The sequence below is a fragment of the Escherichia sp. MOD1-EC6098 genome (genome assembly GCF_002965865.1).
Classification (GTDB): domain Bacteria; phylum Pseudomonadota; class Gammaproteobacteria; order Enterobacterales; family Enterobacteriaceae; genus Escherichia; species Escherichia marmotae.
In genome coordinates, this window is the sequence record NZ_PTSN01000001.1 from 46454 (window position 1) to 64122 (window position 17669).

The 17669-nt window shown below is 48.2% G+C and carries 17 protein-coding genes and 1 riboswitch; of the genes, 6 read left to right on the top strand and 11 right to left on the bottom strand.

The window, feature by feature from the left end; genetic code table 11:
• Positions 1 to 89: 89 nt before the first annotated feature.
• From C0K55_RS00185 to C0K55_RS00195, 3 genes are read left to right on the top strand one after another with little or no spacing between them, the layout of a single operon-like run.
• The gene (locus C0K55_RS00185) at positions 90 to 1367 is read left to right on the top strand and encodes a nucleoside permease (protein WP_001516671.1); all 1278 of its coding nucleotides are present in this window, start codon (positions 90 to 92) and stop codon (positions 1365 to 1367) included.
• The gene (locus tag C0K55_RS00190; RefSeq protein WP_000846195.1) at positions 1364 to 2368 is read left to right on the top strand and encodes an ADP-ribosylglycohydrolase family protein; all 1005 of its coding nucleotides are present in this window, start codon (positions 1364 to 1366) and stop codon (positions 2366 to 2368) included. Before C0K55_RS00185 ends, C0K55_RS00190 begins: the two co-directional genes overlap by 4 nt.
• Positions 2365 to 3330, top strand: coding sequence for a carbohydrate kinase family protein (locus C0K55_RS00195; RefSeq protein ID WP_001516672.1), 966 nt, complete (start codon positions 2365 to 2367; stop codon positions 3328 to 3330). The genes C0K55_RS00190 and C0K55_RS00195 overlap by 4 nt, the downstream gene beginning before the upstream one ends.
• Here the strand turns inward: C0K55_RS00195 and C0K55_RS00200 are convergent.
• The 5 genes from C0K55_RS00200 to rcnR all read right to left on the bottom strand — a co-directional run bounded on the left by C0K55_RS00200 (position 3304) and on the right by rcnR (position 7066).
• Positions 3304 to 4050, bottom strand: a complete 747-nt coding sequence (locus tag C0K55_RS00200) for a GntR family transcriptional regulator (protein ID WP_105266141.1) — start codon at positions 4048 to 4050, stop codon at positions 3304 to 3306. The genes C0K55_RS00195 and C0K55_RS00200 overlap by 27 nt on opposite strands.
• 51 nt (positions 4051 to 4101) lie before the next feature.
• The gene (locus tag C0K55_RS00205) at positions 4102 to 4920 is read right to left on the bottom strand and encodes a glycoside hydrolase family 25 protein (RefSeq protein ID WP_016262131.1); all 819 of its coding nucleotides are present in this window, start codon (positions 4918 to 4920) and stop codon (positions 4102 to 4104) included.
• Between the two features lie 65 nt (positions 4921 to 4985).
• Positions 4986 to 5786, bottom strand: a complete 801-nt coding sequence (gene thiD, locus C0K55_RS00210) for a bifunctional hydroxymethylpyrimidine kinase/phosphomethylpyrimidine kinase (RefSeq protein WP_016248946.1) — start codon at positions 5784 to 5786, stop codon at positions 4986 to 4988.
• A 2-nt stretch (positions 5787 to 5788) separates the two neighbouring features.
• Positions 5789 to 6571: a hydroxyethylthiazole kinase gene (thiM, locus tag C0K55_RS00215; RefSeq protein ID WP_105266140.1), complete on the bottom strand. Its 783-nt coding sequence runs from the start codon at positions 6569 to 6571 to the stop codon at positions 5789 to 5791.
• Positions 6572 to 6605: 34 nt separating this feature from the next.
• Positions 6606 to 6702, bottom strand: a riboswitch (TPP riboswitch).
• A gap of 91 nt (positions 6703 to 6793) precedes the next feature.
• Positions 6794 to 7066, bottom strand: coding sequence for a Ni(II)/Co(II)-binding transcriptional repressor RcnR (gene rcnR / locus C0K55_RS00220; protein ID WP_000019944.1), 273 nt, complete (start codon positions 7064 to 7066; stop codon positions 6794 to 6796).
• A gap of 121 nt (positions 7067 to 7187) precedes the next feature.
• On the opposite strand from rcnR, the gene rcnA reads away from it, so the two are divergent.
• Positions 7188 to 8015, top strand: a complete 828-nt coding sequence (rcnA, locus tag C0K55_RS00225; RefSeq protein WP_105266139.1) for a nickel/cobalt efflux protein RcnA — start codon at positions 7188 to 7190, stop codon at positions 8013 to 8015.
• Between the two features lie 217 nt (positions 8016 to 8232).
• Positions 8233 to 8571 (top strand): Ni(II)/Co(II) efflux transporter accessory subunit RcnB, encoded by a 339-nt coding sequence (rcnB, locus tag C0K55_RS00230; protein ID WP_000153060.1) that lies wholly within the window; start codon positions 8233 to 8235, stop codon positions 8569 to 8571.
• 81 nt (positions 8572 to 8652) lie between these two features.
• On the opposite strand, the gene C0K55_RS00235 is transcribed toward rcnB, so the two are convergent.
• The 6 genes from C0K55_RS00235 to apbC all read right to left on the bottom strand — a co-directional run bounded on the left by C0K55_RS00235 (position 8653) and on the right by apbC (position 15444).
• Positions 8653 to 9687 carry a fimbrial protein gene (locus C0K55_RS00235; RefSeq protein ID WP_001516675.1) on the bottom strand — a complete coding sequence of 345 codons (1035 nt, stop codon included), beginning with the start codon at positions 9685 to 9687 and terminating at the stop codon, positions 8653 to 8655.
• Between the two features lie 10 nt (positions 9688 to 9697).
• Positions 9698 to 12178, bottom strand: a complete 2481-nt coding sequence (locus C0K55_RS00240) for a fimbrial biogenesis outer membrane usher protein (protein WP_105266138.1) — start codon at positions 12176 to 12178, stop codon at positions 9698 to 9700.
• A gap of 15 nt (positions 12179 to 12193) precedes the next feature.
• Positions 12194 to 12868 (bottom strand): fimbria/pilus periplasmic chaperone, encoded by a 675-nt coding sequence (locus C0K55_RS00245; RefSeq protein WP_000677379.1) that lies wholly within the window; start codon positions 12866 to 12868, stop codon positions 12194 to 12196.
• A gap of 85 nt (positions 12869 to 12953) precedes the next feature.
• Entirely contained in the window at positions 12954 to 13496 is a 543-nt protein-coding gene (locus C0K55_RS00250; protein ID WP_085449070.1) for a fimbrial protein, read from the bottom strand.
• 293 nt (positions 13497 to 13789) lie between these two features.
• Complete coding sequence (locus C0K55_RS00255; protein WP_105266137.1) at positions 13790 to 14071, bottom strand: DUF2574 family protein; 282 nt, start codon at positions 14069 to 14071, stop codon at positions 13790 to 13792.
• 263 nt (positions 14072 to 14334) lie between these two features.
• A complete protein-coding gene (gene apbC, locus C0K55_RS00260; protein WP_001005460.1) occupies positions 14335 to 15444 on the bottom strand; it encodes an iron-sulfur cluster carrier protein ApbC in 1110 nt (369 codons plus the stop codon).
• A 132-nt stretch (positions 15445 to 15576) separates the two neighbouring features.
• Between apbC and metG the strand changes: the two genes are divergently transcribed.
• Positions 15577 to 17610: a methionine--tRNA ligase gene (gene metG, locus C0K55_RS00265; RefSeq protein WP_105263665.1), complete on the top strand. Its 2034-nt coding sequence runs from the start codon at positions 15577 to 15579 to the stop codon at positions 17608 to 17610.
• The last annotated feature ends 59 nt before the right edge of the window (positions 17611 to 17669 follow it).

The following is a 17669-nucleotide window of genomic DNA, read 5'->3' on the forward strand; positions in this document are numbered from 1 at the left end:
AAGATTTCACCACAAAGGTATTTAAAAGGTATCATCAAATGGTATTGTCATCGCGTACCTTACATTACCTGTCATGAAGGAATCAAAAGATGAAAACAACAGCAAAGCTGTCGTTCATGATGTTTGTTGAATGGTTTATCTGGGGCGCGTGGTTTGTACCATTGTGGCTGTGGTTAAGTAAAAGCGGGTTTAGTGCCGGAGAAATTAGCTGGTCGTATGCCTGTACCGCCATAGCGGCGATCCTGTCCCCTATTCTGGTTGGCTCCATCACTGACCGCTTTTTCTCGGCGCAGAAAGTGCTGGCTGTATTGATGTTCGCTGGTGCAGTGCTGATGTATTTCGCTGCGCAACAGACCACTTTTGCCGGATTCTTCCCGTTACTGCTGGCCTACTCGCTAACCTATATGCCGACCATTGCACTGACTAATAGCATCGCCTTTGCCAACGTGCCGGATGTGGAACGTGATTTCCCACGCATTCGTGTGATGGGTACTATCGGCTGGATTGCCTCTGGTCTGGCATGTGGATTCTTGCCGCAAATGCTGGGTTATGCCGATATCTCACCGACTAATATTCCGCTGCTGATTACCGCCGGAAGTTCTGCTCTGCTCGGTGTGTTTGCATGTTTCCTACCCGACACACCACCAAAAAGCACTGGCAAAATGGATATTAAAGTCATGCTTGGCCTGGATGCACTGATCCTGCTGCGCGATAAAAACTTCCTCGTCTTTTTCTTCTGTTCATTCCTGTTTGCTATGCCGCTGGCGTTCTATTACATCTTTGCCAACGGTTATCTGACCGAAGTCGGTATGAAAAACGCGACCGGCTGGATGACGCTCGGCCAGTTCTCTGAAATCTTCTTTATGCTGGCATTGCCGTTTTTCACCAAACGATTTGGTATCAAAAAGGTATTATTACTTGGTCTGGTCACCGCTGCGATTCGTTATGGCTTCTTTATTTACGGCAGCGCGGATGAATATTTCACCTACGCACTATTGTTCCTCGGCATTTTGCTGCACGGCGTAAGTTACGATTTTTACTACGTTACCGCATACATCTATGTCGACAAAAAAGCCCCCGTGCACATGCGTACTGCCGCGCAGGGGTTGATTACGCTCTGCTGCCAGGGTTTCGGTAGTTTGCTCGGCTATCGTCTTGGCGGCGTAATGATGGAAATGATGTTCGCTTATCAGGAACCAGTCAACGGGCTGACCTTCAACTGGGCCGGGATATGGACTTTCGGTGCGGTGATGATTGCCATTATCGCCGTGCTGTTCATGATTTTTTTCCGCGAATCCGACAACGAAATTACGGCTATTAGGGTCGATGATCGCGATATTGCGTTGACACAAGGGGAAGCAAAATGAAAACAGAACGTATTCTCGGTGCTCTTTACGGGCAGGCGTTAGGGGATGCGATGGGGATGCCCTCCGAGCTTTGGCCGCGCAGCCGCGTCAAAGCGCATTTTGGCTGGATTGACCGTTTTCTGCCCGGCCCAAAGGAGAATAACGCGGCCTGCTATTTTAACCGCGCCGAGTTTACCGACGACACCTCGATGGCGCTGTGCCTGGCGGATGCGTTGCTGGAACGCGAAGGCGAGATCGACCCGGATCTGATTGGGCGTAAAATCCTCGACTGGGCACTGCGTTTCGACGCCTTCAACAAAAACGTGCTTGGCCCGACCTCAAAAATTGCGCTTAACGCCATTCGCGACGGTAAACCCGTCGCTGAACTGGAAAACAATGGCGTGACTAACGGTGCGGCGATGCGCGTCTCACCATTGGGGTGTTTACTCCCGGCGCGTGATGTTGATTCCTTTATTGATGATGTGGCGCTGGCGTCCAGCCCGACCCATAAATCCGATCTGGCGATTGCGGGGGCGGTGGTTATTGCATGGGCGATTTCTCGTGCCATTGACGGCGAAAGCTGGTCAGCGATTGTTGATTCTCTACCCTCGATTGCGCGACATGCTCAACAAAAACGCATCACTACCTTCAGCGCCTCACTGGCGGCACGTCTGGAGATTGCACTAAAAATCGTTCGTCACGCCGACGGCACCGAATCTGCCAGCGAACAGCTATATCAAGTGATTGGCGCAGGCACCAGCACTATTGAGTCCGTTCCGTGCGCCATTGCGCTGGTTGAACTGGCACAAACCGATCCGAACCGCTGCGCTATTCTGTGCGCCAATCTTGGTGGTGACACTGACACCATCGGCGCTATGGCGACGGCGATTTGTGGCGCATTGCATGGCGTAAATGCTATCGATCCGGCATTAAAGGCTGAGCTGGATGCGGTTAATCAGCTTGATTTCAACCGCTATGCCACGGCGCTGGCGAAGTATCGCCAACAACGGGAGGCGGTATGAGCGGCACCAGGTTACACACGCTGCTGTCGCAATTAACTACGCGTCAACCGGTGATGGTTGTCGGTGCGGCTGTCATTGATGTGATCGCTGACGCTTACGCCCTGCCCTGGCGCGGGTGCGATATCGAACTGAAACAGCAGAGCGTAAATGTTGGCGGCTGTGCGCTGAACATTGCCGTGACGTTAAAACGTCTCGGTATAGAAGCGGATAACGCCCTGCCGCTCGGTCAGGGGGTGTGGTCGGAGATTATTCGTAACCGGATGGCAAAAGAGGGATTGCTCAGCCTGCTCGATAACGCCGAAGGCGATAACGGCTGGTGTCTGGCGCTGGTTGAACCTGATGGTGAACGTACCTTTATGTCGTTCAGCGGTGTGGAAAATCAGTGGAATAGCCAGTGGCTGACGCGATTAACCGTTGCACCAGATAGCCTGCTCTATTTTTCCGGTTATCAACTGGCCTCGCCCTGTGGCGAATTGTTAGTGGAATGGCTGGAAGGACTGCAAGACGTGACGCCGTTTATTGATTTCGGCCCGCGGATTGACGATATCCCGGATGCATTGCTTGCGCGCATCATGGCCTGTCGGCCACTGGTGTCGCTCAATCGCCAGGAAGCTGAGATTGCCGCCGAACGTTTTGCTTTATCCGCAAATATCACAATGCTTGGCACGCAATGGCAGGAGAAATTTGCCGCGCCGCTGATCGTTCGTCTCGATAAAGAAGGCGCGTGGTATTTCAGCAACAACGCTTCTGATTGCGTTCCGGCATTTCCAACGCAAGTCGTGGACACTATTGGCGCAGGTGATAGCCATGCTGGTGGCGTGCTTGCCGGACTGGCCTCCGGTCTCCCACTGGCAGACGCCGTATTGCTGGGCAATGCGGTAGCGTCGTGGGTTGTCGGACATCGCGGCGGTGATTGCGCGCCAACGCGCGAAGAACTACTCCTCACACACAAAAATGTATAGATCGCTGCGACAGTGGCTGATGCTGTACTCAATAGGCCGTTGCTGTTGGTCAAGCGCCACTTGCTTGATCACCAGCACCGGTATTTTGCTATCTAACTGAATATGTGACTGAAACTCGGCATCCGGCATTCGGGCGCTAACGCGGGAACGGGTGCGCAGGGGAAAGATACGCTGACTGCGGAAATAGTCATAGAGAGAAATACCGATGGCATCAACATCATGAATTAAATGCACTGGAACCCACGACTCTTCTATCGATACCGCTTCTTCATCCACATAGCGAATACGCTTAAGCAAGAAGACATCGCTGCCCGCGGCAATCGCCAGTTGCTGTGCAACTTCTTCGGGACACTTTACCACTCGCTTATTAACCCACAACGTATCGGGTTTTTTCCCACGCAACACCACCTGCTGAGAAAAACCTCGCGCTTCTTTCAACGAGTATTCGAAGATGTTGTTGATCTGCGTTCCGTAGCCACGCGAACGCGTCACCACTCCCTCTTCTTCCAGCGCCTGCATCGCCTTGCGCACCGTAATGCGCGAAACGCCGGTTAACTGACTTAAATCACGCTCGCCGGGCAAAATATTTCCATGCTCCAGCCCCCCACTGCGCACGGCATTTTTTACCGTTTCGGCAAACTTAATATAAAGCGGCGTGTTGTCCGCCGCTAAAATACGTTCGTTCAGTTGAGCGATAAGCTGGGTATGCGCTTGTTCCATTTGTCTTTTTCCAGGCGATGAGTCTGGAGGAAGTATATCACTGCTGGTTATTTAAGGCGTTTCTTTAATGCCATCAACAAATGCCTGCAGCTCCTCCACCGTGCCATTAAACACATTAAAATCCACCGGACCATTTACGCCATCCACCTGTCCACGGTCGGAATGCTGCCAGAAATGCCAGGCCTGGCCGTCATTGTCCGGGCGTCGTTGATAATAATGGGCCACCCACCACGGGTATTCATTGAAATATCCCGCCAGATTCGTGTGATAAAACGTCGCCCCCGCATAAATAATCGGCTTTTTGCCCGTGCTCTTTTCAACCATTTTTAGCCACTGACTTACCCGCTTGCGTAATTCTTTTGCCGATAATTTCCCACGTTCTTCTACGTCCAGCACCGCTGGCAGATCGCCTTGTGAGAAATCCACCGTTTGCAGAAATAATCGCGCCTGAACGGAAGCTGAGACCGACGGAGAAAAATAGTGATATGCCCCGCGCAATAAGCCATTTTTGTGGCTTTGACGCCAGTTACGCGAGAAATACGGGTCTACCAGATTTTCGCCTTCCGTAGCCTTAATAAAAGCAAACTGTAAGCGGATACCGTTGTCGCGCATTTTTGCGACACGTTGCCAGTCGATCCGCGCCTGCCAGCGTGAAACATCAATACCATGAATGGTGTAATTGGCAGGGATTCGAATAGCAAAAGATTTGACCGGGCGATAACCATAAAAGTGGATGTAGTCTTTAATCTGAATTGCTGTCGACCAGAAAAAATTCACCGTCTGACGAGGATAAATCGCCACGATGGAAATTAGCCCCAGAGCGCAGAACAAGGCAGTGAATTTTTTTCGACTGGCTATTTTTAGCTGCATTGGTTTCATCCCTGAATTTCAGCGCGAACACGCTGAAAAATGCCAAAGCAGCTATAGTATGATGCTCACCACCAGGCGTGAAAGTGGTGAACCGGACCATTCCCGTGGCCAACTTCCAGCGTGTCGGCCTGGGCTAACGCCGCTGATAGCCAGCTTTTTGCTTCCTGTACGGTGTCAGCCCAATTCGTGTGACGCGGACGCAGCGCTGCCAGCGCCGCAGATAATGTACAACCAGTGCCATGCGTGTTTTTGGTCATAATACGCGGTGCGGTAAACCGTTGTTCGCCGTCGCGGGTAAACAACCAGTCCGGGCTTTGCTCATCATCCAGATGACCACCTTTCATCAACACGGCACCACAGCCCATCGCCAATAATTCACGCCCTTGCTCCAGCATTTCCTGTTCATTACGCGCGTGTGGAGAATCGAGTAAAGCAGCAGCCTCCGGTAAATTTGGGGTAATTAATGAAACCTGCGGCAATAATTGACTGCGTAGCGTGGCAACCGCCGAAGGTGAAAGCAGCGGATCACCGCTTTTAGCCAGCATAACGGTATCCAGCACCACGTTTTGGATCTGGTAACGTTGCAGCCGTTCTGCCACCGCTTCAACAATATCCGTCTCTGCCAGCATGCCGATTTTGGTGGTATCGATTCGCACATCGCTGAACACTGAGTCGAGTTGTGCGGCAACAAAGTCAGGCTCAATGCGATACACCGACTGTACACCGCGGGTATTTTGCGCCACCAGTGCGGTGATTACCGAACAACCATAAGCGCCAAGTGCCGAGAAAGTTTTAAGATCGGCCTGAATCCCCGCACCACCACTCGGATCAGTACCGGCAATCGTCAGAGCGTTAACCCGTTTCATGCCTACACCTCCTGCGTCAGTTGCCAGAGCGCATCAAGGAAATGGGGGATAAAACTACCCGGCCCTTCGCTTCTGGCGACCGCACGTTCTCCGGCTTGTTTCATCCAGTGGCAGGCAGATGCAACATTTTCCAGCGTATCGCCCGGTAATGCACAACTGGCAGCGACAACTGCCGATAATGCACAACCAGTTCCTACCACTTTGGTCATTAACGGATCGCCGCCGTGAATGCCAACGATGCGACGACCATCGGTAACATAATCTACCTCGCCCGTGACCACGACGACAGCCCCGGTTTCATTCGCCAGTGTTTGTGCTGCGGGTAACGCGTTGGCTGTGGCGTCGGTGGAATCCACACCGCGACCACCATTGGCGATACCAGCTAATGCCATAATTTCAGAGGCATTACCGCGTATCGCCGCTGGCTTTAACGATAAAAGTTCGTGGCAAAAATGACGGCGATATTCGAGTGCGCCAACCGCGACCGGATCAAGCGTCCAGGGGGTTTGGGAGCGTGTTGCCTGTTCTACGGCAGCACGCATCGCTTGTGCTCGTAGCTGCGTCAGTGTGCCTACGTTAATCAACAAGGCACTGGCGATGGCCGCAAACTGACTGGCCTCTTCGGTTTCGATAACCATCGCTGGCGATGCACCGAGCGCCAGTAAGGTATTGGCAGTAAAGGTTTGCACCACATCATTGGTCATGCAATGCACAAGGGGAGAGTGTTGGTGAAAGAGGTGTAACATGCGCGCAGATTGCGCGGAACTCAGCAGGTCGACTTGCATAGTTTGCTCCTGCCATAACGTGAAGAAGCAATGACCTGATGGTCTGTGACTTCCCTACGCTGGCATTATCCAGATCAGGTGATACGGGTATTTCTCAGCCTTCACGCAGAAGGGCACCCCGAGTCGTTTGGTTGCGATGATGGATCGCAGATAAGGATGGTAAGGCCCCGCGCACACGTTGTAAACGAGGAAAAACGGCGATATTACAATAACGTTGTGAAATTATTTTATATAAGAATCCAGCACCTTCAGAACGACATCCAGATCTTCTTCACGCTTTAATTCATCGCCCTGATGAACAATGTGTTCCGTCAGATGGCCTTTAATCACTTCTCGCATCAAGCCGTTTACCGCACCACGAATGGCGGCAATCTGTTGTAGTACGGCAGCACATTCGTGCGGCTCGTCGAGCATTTTCTTGAGCGCAACAACCTGTCCCTGAATCTTACTGGCGCGCGCTTTCAGTTTCTGTTTGTCACGGATGGTATGAGACATGGCAACACCTGGTTAACAAGATAATGAAAAATCATAGCACTATTAATCTACTGGGGGGTAGTATCATGTACTGGGGGGGGAGTAGAATCAGGGCGTCGATTTAATACTAAGAATTATTATCATGACCGAATTTACCACTCTTCTTCAGCAAGGAAACGCCTGGTTTTTCACCCCCAGCGCCATCTTACTTGGTGCGCTTCATGGGCTGGAGCCAGGGCACTCAAAAACGATGATGGCAGCGTTTATCATCGCCATTAAAGGCACCATTAAACAGGCGGTGATGCTTGGACTGGCGGCAACTATTTCACATACGGCGGTGGTCTGGTTGATTGCCTTTGGCGGGATGGTGATCAGCAAACGCTTTACTGCGCAGTCAGCGGAGCCGTGGCTTCAGTTGATTTCCGCGGTGATCATTCTTGGCACCGCATTCTGGATGTTCTGGCGTACCTGGCGCGGTGAAAGAAACTGGCTTGAGAATATGCACGAGCATCACCATCATGACCATGAACATCATCACGACCATGATCACGAACATCATCACCATCACGAGCATGGTCAGAGCGACGAGTATCAGGATGCTCATGCGCTGGCCCATGCCAGTGACATTAAACGACGCTTTGATGGTAGAGAGGTCACCAACTGGCAAATTTTGCTGTTTGGCTTAACCGGCGGGCTTATCCCCTGCCCTGCGGCAATAACAGTGTTGTTGATTTGCATTCAGTTGAAAGCCCTCACATTGGGTGCAACTCTGGTCGTCAGTTTCAGCATCGGCCTGGCATTAACGCTGGTCACCGTAGGCGTTGGCGCAGCAATCAGTGTTCAGCAGGTTGCAAAACGCTGGAGCGGATTTAACACCCTCGCTAAACGTGCCCCCTATTTTTCCAGTCTGTTAATTGGTTTAGTCGGATTGTATATGGGAGTGCATGGCTTTATGGGTATTATGAGATAAAACAATCACCTGGGCTTCGTTATCCCTTTAGCCCAGGATGATTCTTAAATCAGCTTATTCCGCTCACTTCTCGCTCAATGAGGATGCTTTTGCTGCATCCTTTCATTTACACTTTTTACGAAATCATGGGATCACTAACAAAATATCTCTTGTCGGTTATATTGTATGGCAGGAAAGATATGCGACTGATTTTACTGATCCCCAAAGTGGAGAGTATATGACCATAAAAAATAAGATGTTGCTGGGTGCGCTTTTGCTGGTAACCAGCGCAGCATGGGCCGCACCAGCCACCGCGGGTTCGACCAATGCCTCGGGAATTTCGAAGTATGAGTTAAGCAGTTTCATTGCTGACTTCAAGCATTTCAAACCAGGTGACACCGTACCAGAAATGTACCGTACCGATGAGTACAACATTAAGCAGTGGCAGTTGCGTAACTTGCCCGCACCTGACGCTGGAACCCACTGGACCTATATGGGCGGTGCATATGTGCTGATCAATGATACCGACGGAAAAATCATTAAAGCCTACGACGGTGAGATTTTTTATCATCGCTAAAAAAAGCCCCCTCGGAGAGAGGGGGAAATGCAGACACCTTATTATTTTTTATTATTAGCCACTTGCTCGTCTTGTTTGTTATTAGTCGTATTTCACGTTGATCAGTGCAGTTGCCTCAAGTGCACCCGATTTAACTTTATTTTTATCGTATACATAGTAACTGGCCAGGACAGGTATATTAATAATATTGCTATTTAAAGGAGCTCCGGGTTTATCTGTTTTCCATAATGATGTCGCCGCGCCCTGATCGCCGCTAGCAGAAATTTTGATGGCTGCTTCAGTCCCTTTTGGTGGTTCTTTTAGATCCAAAACAAATCCTACACCATTATCTATGTTGCCACGCAAAATTGTATTGCTTCCTGTAACTAAGTCACTGCTGGAAAGATATACGACCATATTCCGCGATGCTTGTTTTGTGCCGCCGAAAAGATTATCACACTTCAACGTAATTATTCCTTCCTTACTGTTCGCCGTAATCTTTCCCTGACTTCTGAGTTGGGACAAGGCAATATCATCTACTTTTATTATTGTGTTTTCAGGCTTACAGGTCGTATTTTTAGGATAATAGGAAATACTTAACCCAAGCGTAAATGTATCCCCCGCCAGTTTACTGGTGAGATAACTTACACACCAGTTAATCTTCAATGTCTTACAAATGCCCAACCAAAAGTCAATGGATGAAGATGACTCACCGCCAATATTTGCAATCACAGTATCTGAAATAAACCAGGTAGGTTTTCTTTCTCCAGTAAAATCAGGTGTACCTTTGGATATTTTAACCACATAGGGTAATACTGCCTGCGCATTGCTGGATTTCCCAATCGTGTCACTGGTTTTACCTAAAGACTCTATTTTAACCTTTAACTTTTCGCCATTACCAAAAGGTCCAACTTCAACCCAATCACTTTGGATATTTTTATAGACTATTTTATCCGTGCTCGTATCACAAGATATCCCCGTAAACACGACACTTTTACTAAAGGAAACCTCATTCGCTAAAATCTCCCCCACATTAATACTATCAGTAATATTTAATGATGCAGTGGTACGACATCCAGCCCAGGTAAAATTAGCCCATAAAATAAAAATTAGTAACATTCCATTTCTGAAAATCATATTCCACCTCTCACCGACAGATATAATTTTTACTTTCATCAATCTCTTTACCGAAGGTGATTGTGCATGAAAGCCCTTGTTGCTTATCAATTGCCACATTAACCGCTGGTGGTATTTCATTGGTGCGAATAAAAAGCTGACTTCCCTGGCCGACAACGCCAATATTATGACCGTGGATATCATTGACTTCGTAGCCAAATGTTAACGGTTGCCCATCCACTCTTAATGCTTTTATAAACCAGGGTTTGCGTTGATCGGTGTCGAAATTGACCAGAACGACCGCGCCGCGATAAGGGGCGGCAATTTTACGGTTACCGCGTAATTCTGTTTCACTGTCACTTTGCGATACATCCAGCATCAGGTGATTTTCCCGATGAGGAGTTATTCCGTCGTATATCACGACACCATTACGGTTCGTGGTGCGATATTTTTGCCCATTCACATAAGCATCTTTAATTCCCGGCGCATGCATCACGGCAAAAGTTTCAGAAAGACGATTCGCCAGATTAACGCCACCCGACCAGGCGACAATGCCCCCTGAAACACTGGCTCCAGCCTGCCGATAATTACTCGACTGACTATAACTGCCATTCACTGTCGCCACAGGCGCGTTCCAGGTTAAATTCGCACCTGCTGTCGTTTCATTTCCCTGATGTTGATGACTCAGGTTGACACCATAATTGAACTGATCTCGACTCCCTACTGTTCCTGATAATCCCGTATTATTTGAGGCAAAACCCTGATCATCAAACGTCGTTGAGTCAGACATATATATTTGCCGACGAGGCGTCGTAACGTCATCTCCCCAGTCAAAGGGTATCGATATAAAAATATTAAAGCGTTTCTCTTCATGATGATTCTCGTCATATGCCTGACTTGCCGCGAGGGTATAGCTTATCCGTTGCAAATTATTGGAATAACTCAACTGATAATCTTTACTGCTGCCGCTACGCCCCCAGTAATCCCGCCATAAAGTACTTAATGACACAGATCCCCAGCCTTCTGGCATTGACTGACTCATATTGGCGGAAAAGCTATTTTTGCGACCAAAATCATTCTGGTAATAATCGGCAATGTCATAGACATCGTTTTTATCACGACGATAATTATCTTTATTATTTGCCCACACATAATCGTTAAACGTCCGGTAATCACGCGACGAATAACGCCAGGCCGCCAGACCAAAACGTGTCGATGTTTGGCTCAAAAATTTGTTATAAGCAATTTGATAACTTTGCCCGTCAAACACATCACCATTGTCTTGCTTACTGTGCGATTTAGTTGCGTCGACTGAAATTGCGCCAATGCGCGTGTTCCAACCTGTTCCCAGGGTAAACGCGTAGTAATTATTAGCAATCATCGTGCCGCCATACAGCGTCAATAAGTTATTAAAACCATACTGATAACCTGCCTGGACAAAATCACTTTGCTTGCTCGCACCTTCAATATGACTACGGCCCGCTGCAAAATCATATTTCGACACGCCGGGTTGCAGCATATTAGGTACTGCCGCATAAGGCACCAGATATGTAGTAACTGAACCATCGGCTTCCTTAACACTCACATCAAGATCCGCACCTCCGCCCGCTAACTGCAAATCACTAATCGAAAACGGGCCTGGTGGAACCTCTTTCTGATAAACGACAAAACCGTTCTGTTCAATAGTTACCAGCGCGTTACTCTGGGCAATCCCCTGTACCCGCGGGGTAAAATTTTGCTTCGAGTTTGGCAACATCTGCATATCACGAAATAACCGAACTCCGCTGAAGCGAACGGAATCAAATATATCGGCTGACGTGTACATATCACCAATACGCAGCGTGCCGAGAATTTGAGAAAATCCACGTTCCAGATACAGTGTATTGCTTTTCCACTCCCCTATATTGTTATCTGTTTTGCTAAAACTGGCATCAGAATGCAGTTGCCACCCCAGAAAATTTAACCCGCTGTTAAAACGTACATAGGTACTTTTGCTATTTCCCGACGCTTTATAGTCGCTGTAATACTGACTCACATAATAAGAGGTGTAAACCGCATTAATTCCCCGTTCCCAGTTTTCCGGTGGAACATAGCCACTTTCCAGCTCTTCCACCCAGGCTTGCGGAACACTGAAATCGAGACGAAAAACGCCGATATCCCAGGCATAACTCCCCCCCTGAACAAGTTGCTCTAATGTTAAACATTGCTTGTCGCTGGCAAAGTTATCGGTATTAATACCTAACCGTTTGATAATATCCCTCGATAAACACGTTTCTTGCGGATTATCTTTAACGCTAATTTCATATTTACCGCGCCATTGTTTATTAACATAAATATCGATTTCATATTGGCCAGGCAAAGGTTGATTATCATCCAGACGAATATGAGCAACCTGTTGGTCTTTCATTCCCCCCATCATAAAATGGGTATCAAAGGTTTCTTCAGCCGCATAAGCTTCAATGCCGAGCAATAACGCAACGATTGCTGATGCAAGTGGGGTCATTCTCAACATAGGCAGCTCCTGCAATTAAATTTTGTCACTAATATAGTTGCCATGATCATCAATAATGGTCAGATGCCAGCTATTTGCATTATTATTTTTGACGTTAACGCTCTGACTTTCTAATGGTGCAATCATGATAGTTTCATAATTAACTTTGACATTATTGGCTTTTACATCAGAAATCGTTACCCAATTCGCTGAGTCATTTTTTATCACCAAATGATTACCACTGCGATTCACCAGCAATTTTTTAAATATTGCTTTGTTTACCGGTGGGATACCCGCCGGTCGATAAAACAATTTAATTCTGTTTTGCATCGCAAACTTCAGTGCATTCTTGCCTTCTTGTTCTGGACTATTTGGTGGAATATCCAGAATATTCAGATAAAAAATACTCTCTTTATTAGTGGGCAGTTTATTCGGCATGATTTTAATTTTTACTTGCTGCCCGGAATTTGCCCCTATTTTTGCCACTGGTGGCGTTAACATAAAAGGAACCTGGATTTTTTCTGGTGGGAGTGAAGTATCACCATCATCAATCCACGCCTGAAGCAGCGAAGAGCGATCACCCTGATTCATCAACTGTACCATCACTTCTTTTTTTTCTGCCGGGTAAATAATACGTGTCCCGTAGATAACAACTCCGGCATGTGCAGGAAAAACCATCGAAGAGATGAGCAAGGGTAATAATCCTTTCATCTTAATTCCTCTTTAAATTAAAAGGCCGCCATGGGGATAGCGGCCATGTCTATTACCTGGAGAAACTTGCAAATTTATTTAATTATTAATCCTGGGCTACACGCATAACTAAAGAAGATACTACATCACCTGATTGCACTGAGTTTTCTGTCAGTTTCAGATATTTCGCTTTAAACGGGATCGCATATTGACCATCCGCTGTTTTATAATTTTCAATATTAAAAGGTGCAGAAACATCCAGGACATCGCTGTTATCACCTAAATAGAGATAGTAGCCCACGGTATCGTTACTACTGGCTATAGCTTTATCGTTGCCAATTATTTTATCGTTGGTAATCAACGAAAGTTTTACACCAGCAACCTCTTTCGGACAGCTAATTTTTAACATGCTACTGGTTACACCGACCGCATCATCATAGGTAGAATATTTAGATTTACCATCAAAGACAGTAGTTGGTACAGTCGGCATATTAATACTTACTGAATCACCACCTGCTTCGAATTTACATGGGGACTCTGCAATATTCCCTTTAATGGTTAAAGTCCCGGTATCAACATCAGCAGCAAATACCTCAGCACTCATGAAAAAAGAAGAAAAGACAGCGGCAGCAATAATTGAACGTTTCATAACATGTTCCTTAATAGAATTTATTTTTGGTTGTTAAGAGTCTGTATCTCCTGGGAACAAATTTCTCACGTTTCAAAAGTTACCGCAATGTAAACATATTGTTTTATTGATTTAAAGCAAGTTAACCATTGCAATATAAACGCAACAAATAGCTAATGGTATTAAATATTTATCAAATCTATTAATTAATACGAATTACTGTAGCTGTCATTTTTAATATCAATAAAAAAGCTGAAATCATTCACATGAATGATTTCAGCTTTCTAAACTCTTTAACCCCGATATTGCCAGATTTAATCGTAGCGATTTAAAACGATTTGCCGTTTGTTCCCATTACCCGCAGCAACCAGCTCTGTCGTGACGCCTTTTACCGGTGAAGAAATCCGATACCGGGAATCAACGCTTTGCAATACCTGACCGCAATGCTGTTGGGGCTGGCTATTAACAATATCCATACTGCATGTCGGGGGGCTGATCCTGCCATTGATAGTTAATGTGGCGGTATCTGATGAAAACGCGGGAGACGCCAATCCATAGGCGAGAAAAATAATTCCTGACAGCCAATACTTATTCATTGAACGTTATCCCTGTAGTAAAGGTTATGCCTGGATAGATTGAGTGCATAACAAACTATAGCTGTACATCCACTACACAGCCACGAAGGATGGTAAATGGGCATTGCCTGCACGATCAATCTACTTTGTTCAGTTTCGGACGAAGATCCGCAGAATATTCGCAGCATTAAAAAAGCTGTTCATTATAGCTGCAAAAATAAATACACCGCATCAATGTAACATTGCTGCGGTGTATGAAGTGTACCCAGAAAGGTTAATACGCGTTAGACTGCGCGGAAGGAGATCTCGCCAGGAATAACTTCTCCCTGCCAGTAGAGCTGGGCAGCAACGCGGTCAGCCAGTTGACGATAGATAGCGGTAAATTCGCTCTCCGGACGGCTGATAACGGTCGGTGTGCCTTTGTCGAGGTCTTCACGCAGGCTAATGTGCAACGGCATCTGACCCAGCAACTGCGTGTGATATTTCTCAGCCAGTTTCTCTGCACCACCGGTGCCAAAAATCGGCTCGTGGTGACCACAATTACTGCAGATATGCACGCTCATGTTCTCGACAATGCCCAGTACCGGCACTTCGACTTTCTCGAACATCACAATGCCTTTTTTCGCATCAATCAATGCGATGTCTTGCGGCGTAGTGACCACTACAGCACCGGTCACTGGAATATTCTGCGCCAGTGTCAATTGAATATCACCGGTGCCTGGCGGCATATCAAGCACCAGATAGTCCAGATCGGGCCATAAGGTTTCTTGCAACATTTGCATCAGCGCCTTGCTGGCCATCGGGCCGCGCCACACCATCGCGTTGTCGTCAGTGACCAGATAACCAATCGAGTTGGTTGCCAGACCATGAGACATAATCGGCGCCATGTGAGTGCCGTCCGGCGAGGTCGGACGCTGATTTTCTGCCCCCAGCATGGTTGGGATCGACGGGCCATAAATGTCGGCATCCAGAATGCCGACTTTCGCTCCTTCCGCCGCCAGCGCCAGCGCCAGGTTTACCGCCGTGGAGGATTTACCCACGCCGCCTTTGCCGGAACTGACCGCGATAATGTTCTTCACGCCGTTAATTCCCGGCTGATTTTTAACGCGTTTCAGCGTGGCAATGCTATGCGACAGTTTCCAGTCGATAGCTTTTGCCCCGGTGATACGCAGCAATTCGGCGCTACATTGCTCTTTTAACTCTTCGAACGCGCTATGCCAGACGAACGGCATAACCAGTTCCACATGCAGCGTGTCGTCCATCCAGGCGACATGATGCAATGCTTTCAGCGTGGTGAGGTTATGCTTCAGGGTTGGGTGCTGAAAATTAGCCAGTGTCCCGGCGACCATTGCGCGCAAGGCTTCTGGTGATTTGGCCTGGGATTGTTCGTTCATCCCGACTCCTTATTTATATAGATAAACCATCAGCTAAATAGTTTACCTGAAGAAAATAGATAAGTACTTACTTAACATTTTCCCATTTGGTACTATCTAACCCCTTTTCACTACTAAGAAGTAATGCCTACTATGACTCAAGTCGCGAAGAAAATTCTGGTGACGTGCGCACTGCCGTACGCTAACGGCTCAATCCACCTCGGCCATATGCTGGAGCACATCCAGGCTGATGTCTGGGTCCGTTACCAGCGAATGCGCGGCCACGAAGTCAACTTCATCTGTGCCGACGATGCGCACGGTACGCCGATCATGCTGAAAGCTCAGCAACTCGGTATCTCCCCGGAGCAGATGATTGGCGAAATGAGTCAGGAGCATCAGACTGATTTCGCAGGCTTTAATATCAGCTATGACAACTATCACTCGACGCACAGCGAAGAGAACCGCCAGTTGTCGGAGCTTATTTACACTCGCCTGAAAGAGAACGGTTTTATTAAAAACCGCACTATCTCTCAGTTGTACGACCCGGAAAAAGGCATGTTCCTGCCGGATCGTTTTGTGAAAGGCACCTGCCCGAAATGTAAAGCGCCAGATCAATACGGCGATAACTGTGAAGTATGCGGTGCGACTTACAGCCCGACTGAACTGATTGAACCGAAATCGGTGGTTTCTGGCGCTACGCCGGTAATGCGTGATTCCGAACACTTCTTCTTTGATCTGCCCTCTTTCAGCGAAATGTTGCAGGCATGGACCCGCAGCGGCGCGTTGCAGGAACAGGTGGCAAACAAAATGCAGGAGTGGTTTGAATCCGGTCTGCAACAGTGGGATATCTCCCGCGACGCGCCTTACTTCGGTTTTGAAATTCCGAACGCGCCGGGTAAATACTTCTATGTCTGGCTGGATGCGCCGATTGGCTACATGGGTTCCTTCAAGAATCTGTGCGACAAGCGCGGCGATACCACCAGCTTCGATGAATACTGGAAGAAAGATTCCACCGCCGAGCTGTACCACTTCATCGGTAAAGATATCGTTTACTTCCACAGCCTGTTCTGGCCAGCCATGCTGGAAGGCAGCAACTTCCGCAAGCCGACCAACCTGTTTGTTCACGGCTATGTAACGGTGAACGGCGCGAAAATGTCCAAATCTCGCGGCACGTTCATTAAAGCCAGCACCTGGCTGAATCACTTTGACGCTGACAGCCTGCGCTACTACTACACCGCGAAGCTCTCTTCACGCATCGATGATATCGACCTGAACCTGGAAGATTTTGTTCAGCGTGTGAATGCCGATATCGTTAACAAAGTGGTTAACCTGGCCTCCCGTAACGCGGGCTTCATTAACAAGCGTTTTGACGGCGTACTGGCAAGCGAGCTGGCTGACCCGCAGTTGTACAAAACCTTTACCGATGCCGCTGAAGTGATTGGCGAAGCGTGGGAAAGCCGCGAATTTGGTAAAGCTGTGCGCGAAATCATGGCGCTGGCTGACCTGGCTAACCGCTATGTTGACGAGCAGGCTCCGTGGGTGGTGGCGAAACAGGAAGGCCGCGATGCTGACCTGCAGGCGATTTGCTCGATGGGTATTAACCTGTTCCGTGTGCTGATGACGTATCTGAAGCCGGTTCTGCCAAAACTGACCGAGCGTGCAGAAGCATTCCTGAATACGGAACTGACCTGGGATAGTATCCAGCAACCGCTGCTGGCGCATAAAGTGAATCCGTTCAAAGCACTGTATAACCGCATCGACATGAAGCAGGTTGAAGCACTGGTGGAAGCATCCAAAGAAGAAGTGAAAGCCACCGCCGCGCCAGTTACTGGCCCGCTGGCAGACGATCCGATTCAGGAAACCATCACCTTTGATGACTTCGCCAAAGTTGACCTGCGCGTGGCGCTGATCGAAAACGCAGAGTTTGTTGAAGGTTCTGACAAGCTGCTGCGCCTGACGCTGGATCTCGGCGGTGAAAAACGCAATGTCTTCTCCGGCATTCGTTCTGCTTATCCAGACCCACAAGCGTTGATTGGTCGTCACACCATTATGGTGGCTAACCTGGCGCCGCGTAAGATGCGCTTCGGTATCTCCGAAGGCATGGTGATGGCTGCCGGTCCTGGCGGGAAAGATATCTTCCTGTTAAGCCCGGATGCCGGTGCTAAACCGGGTCATCAGGTGAAATAATTCCCCTTCAAGGCGCTGCATCGACAGCGCCTTTTCTTTATAAATTCCTAAAGTTGTTT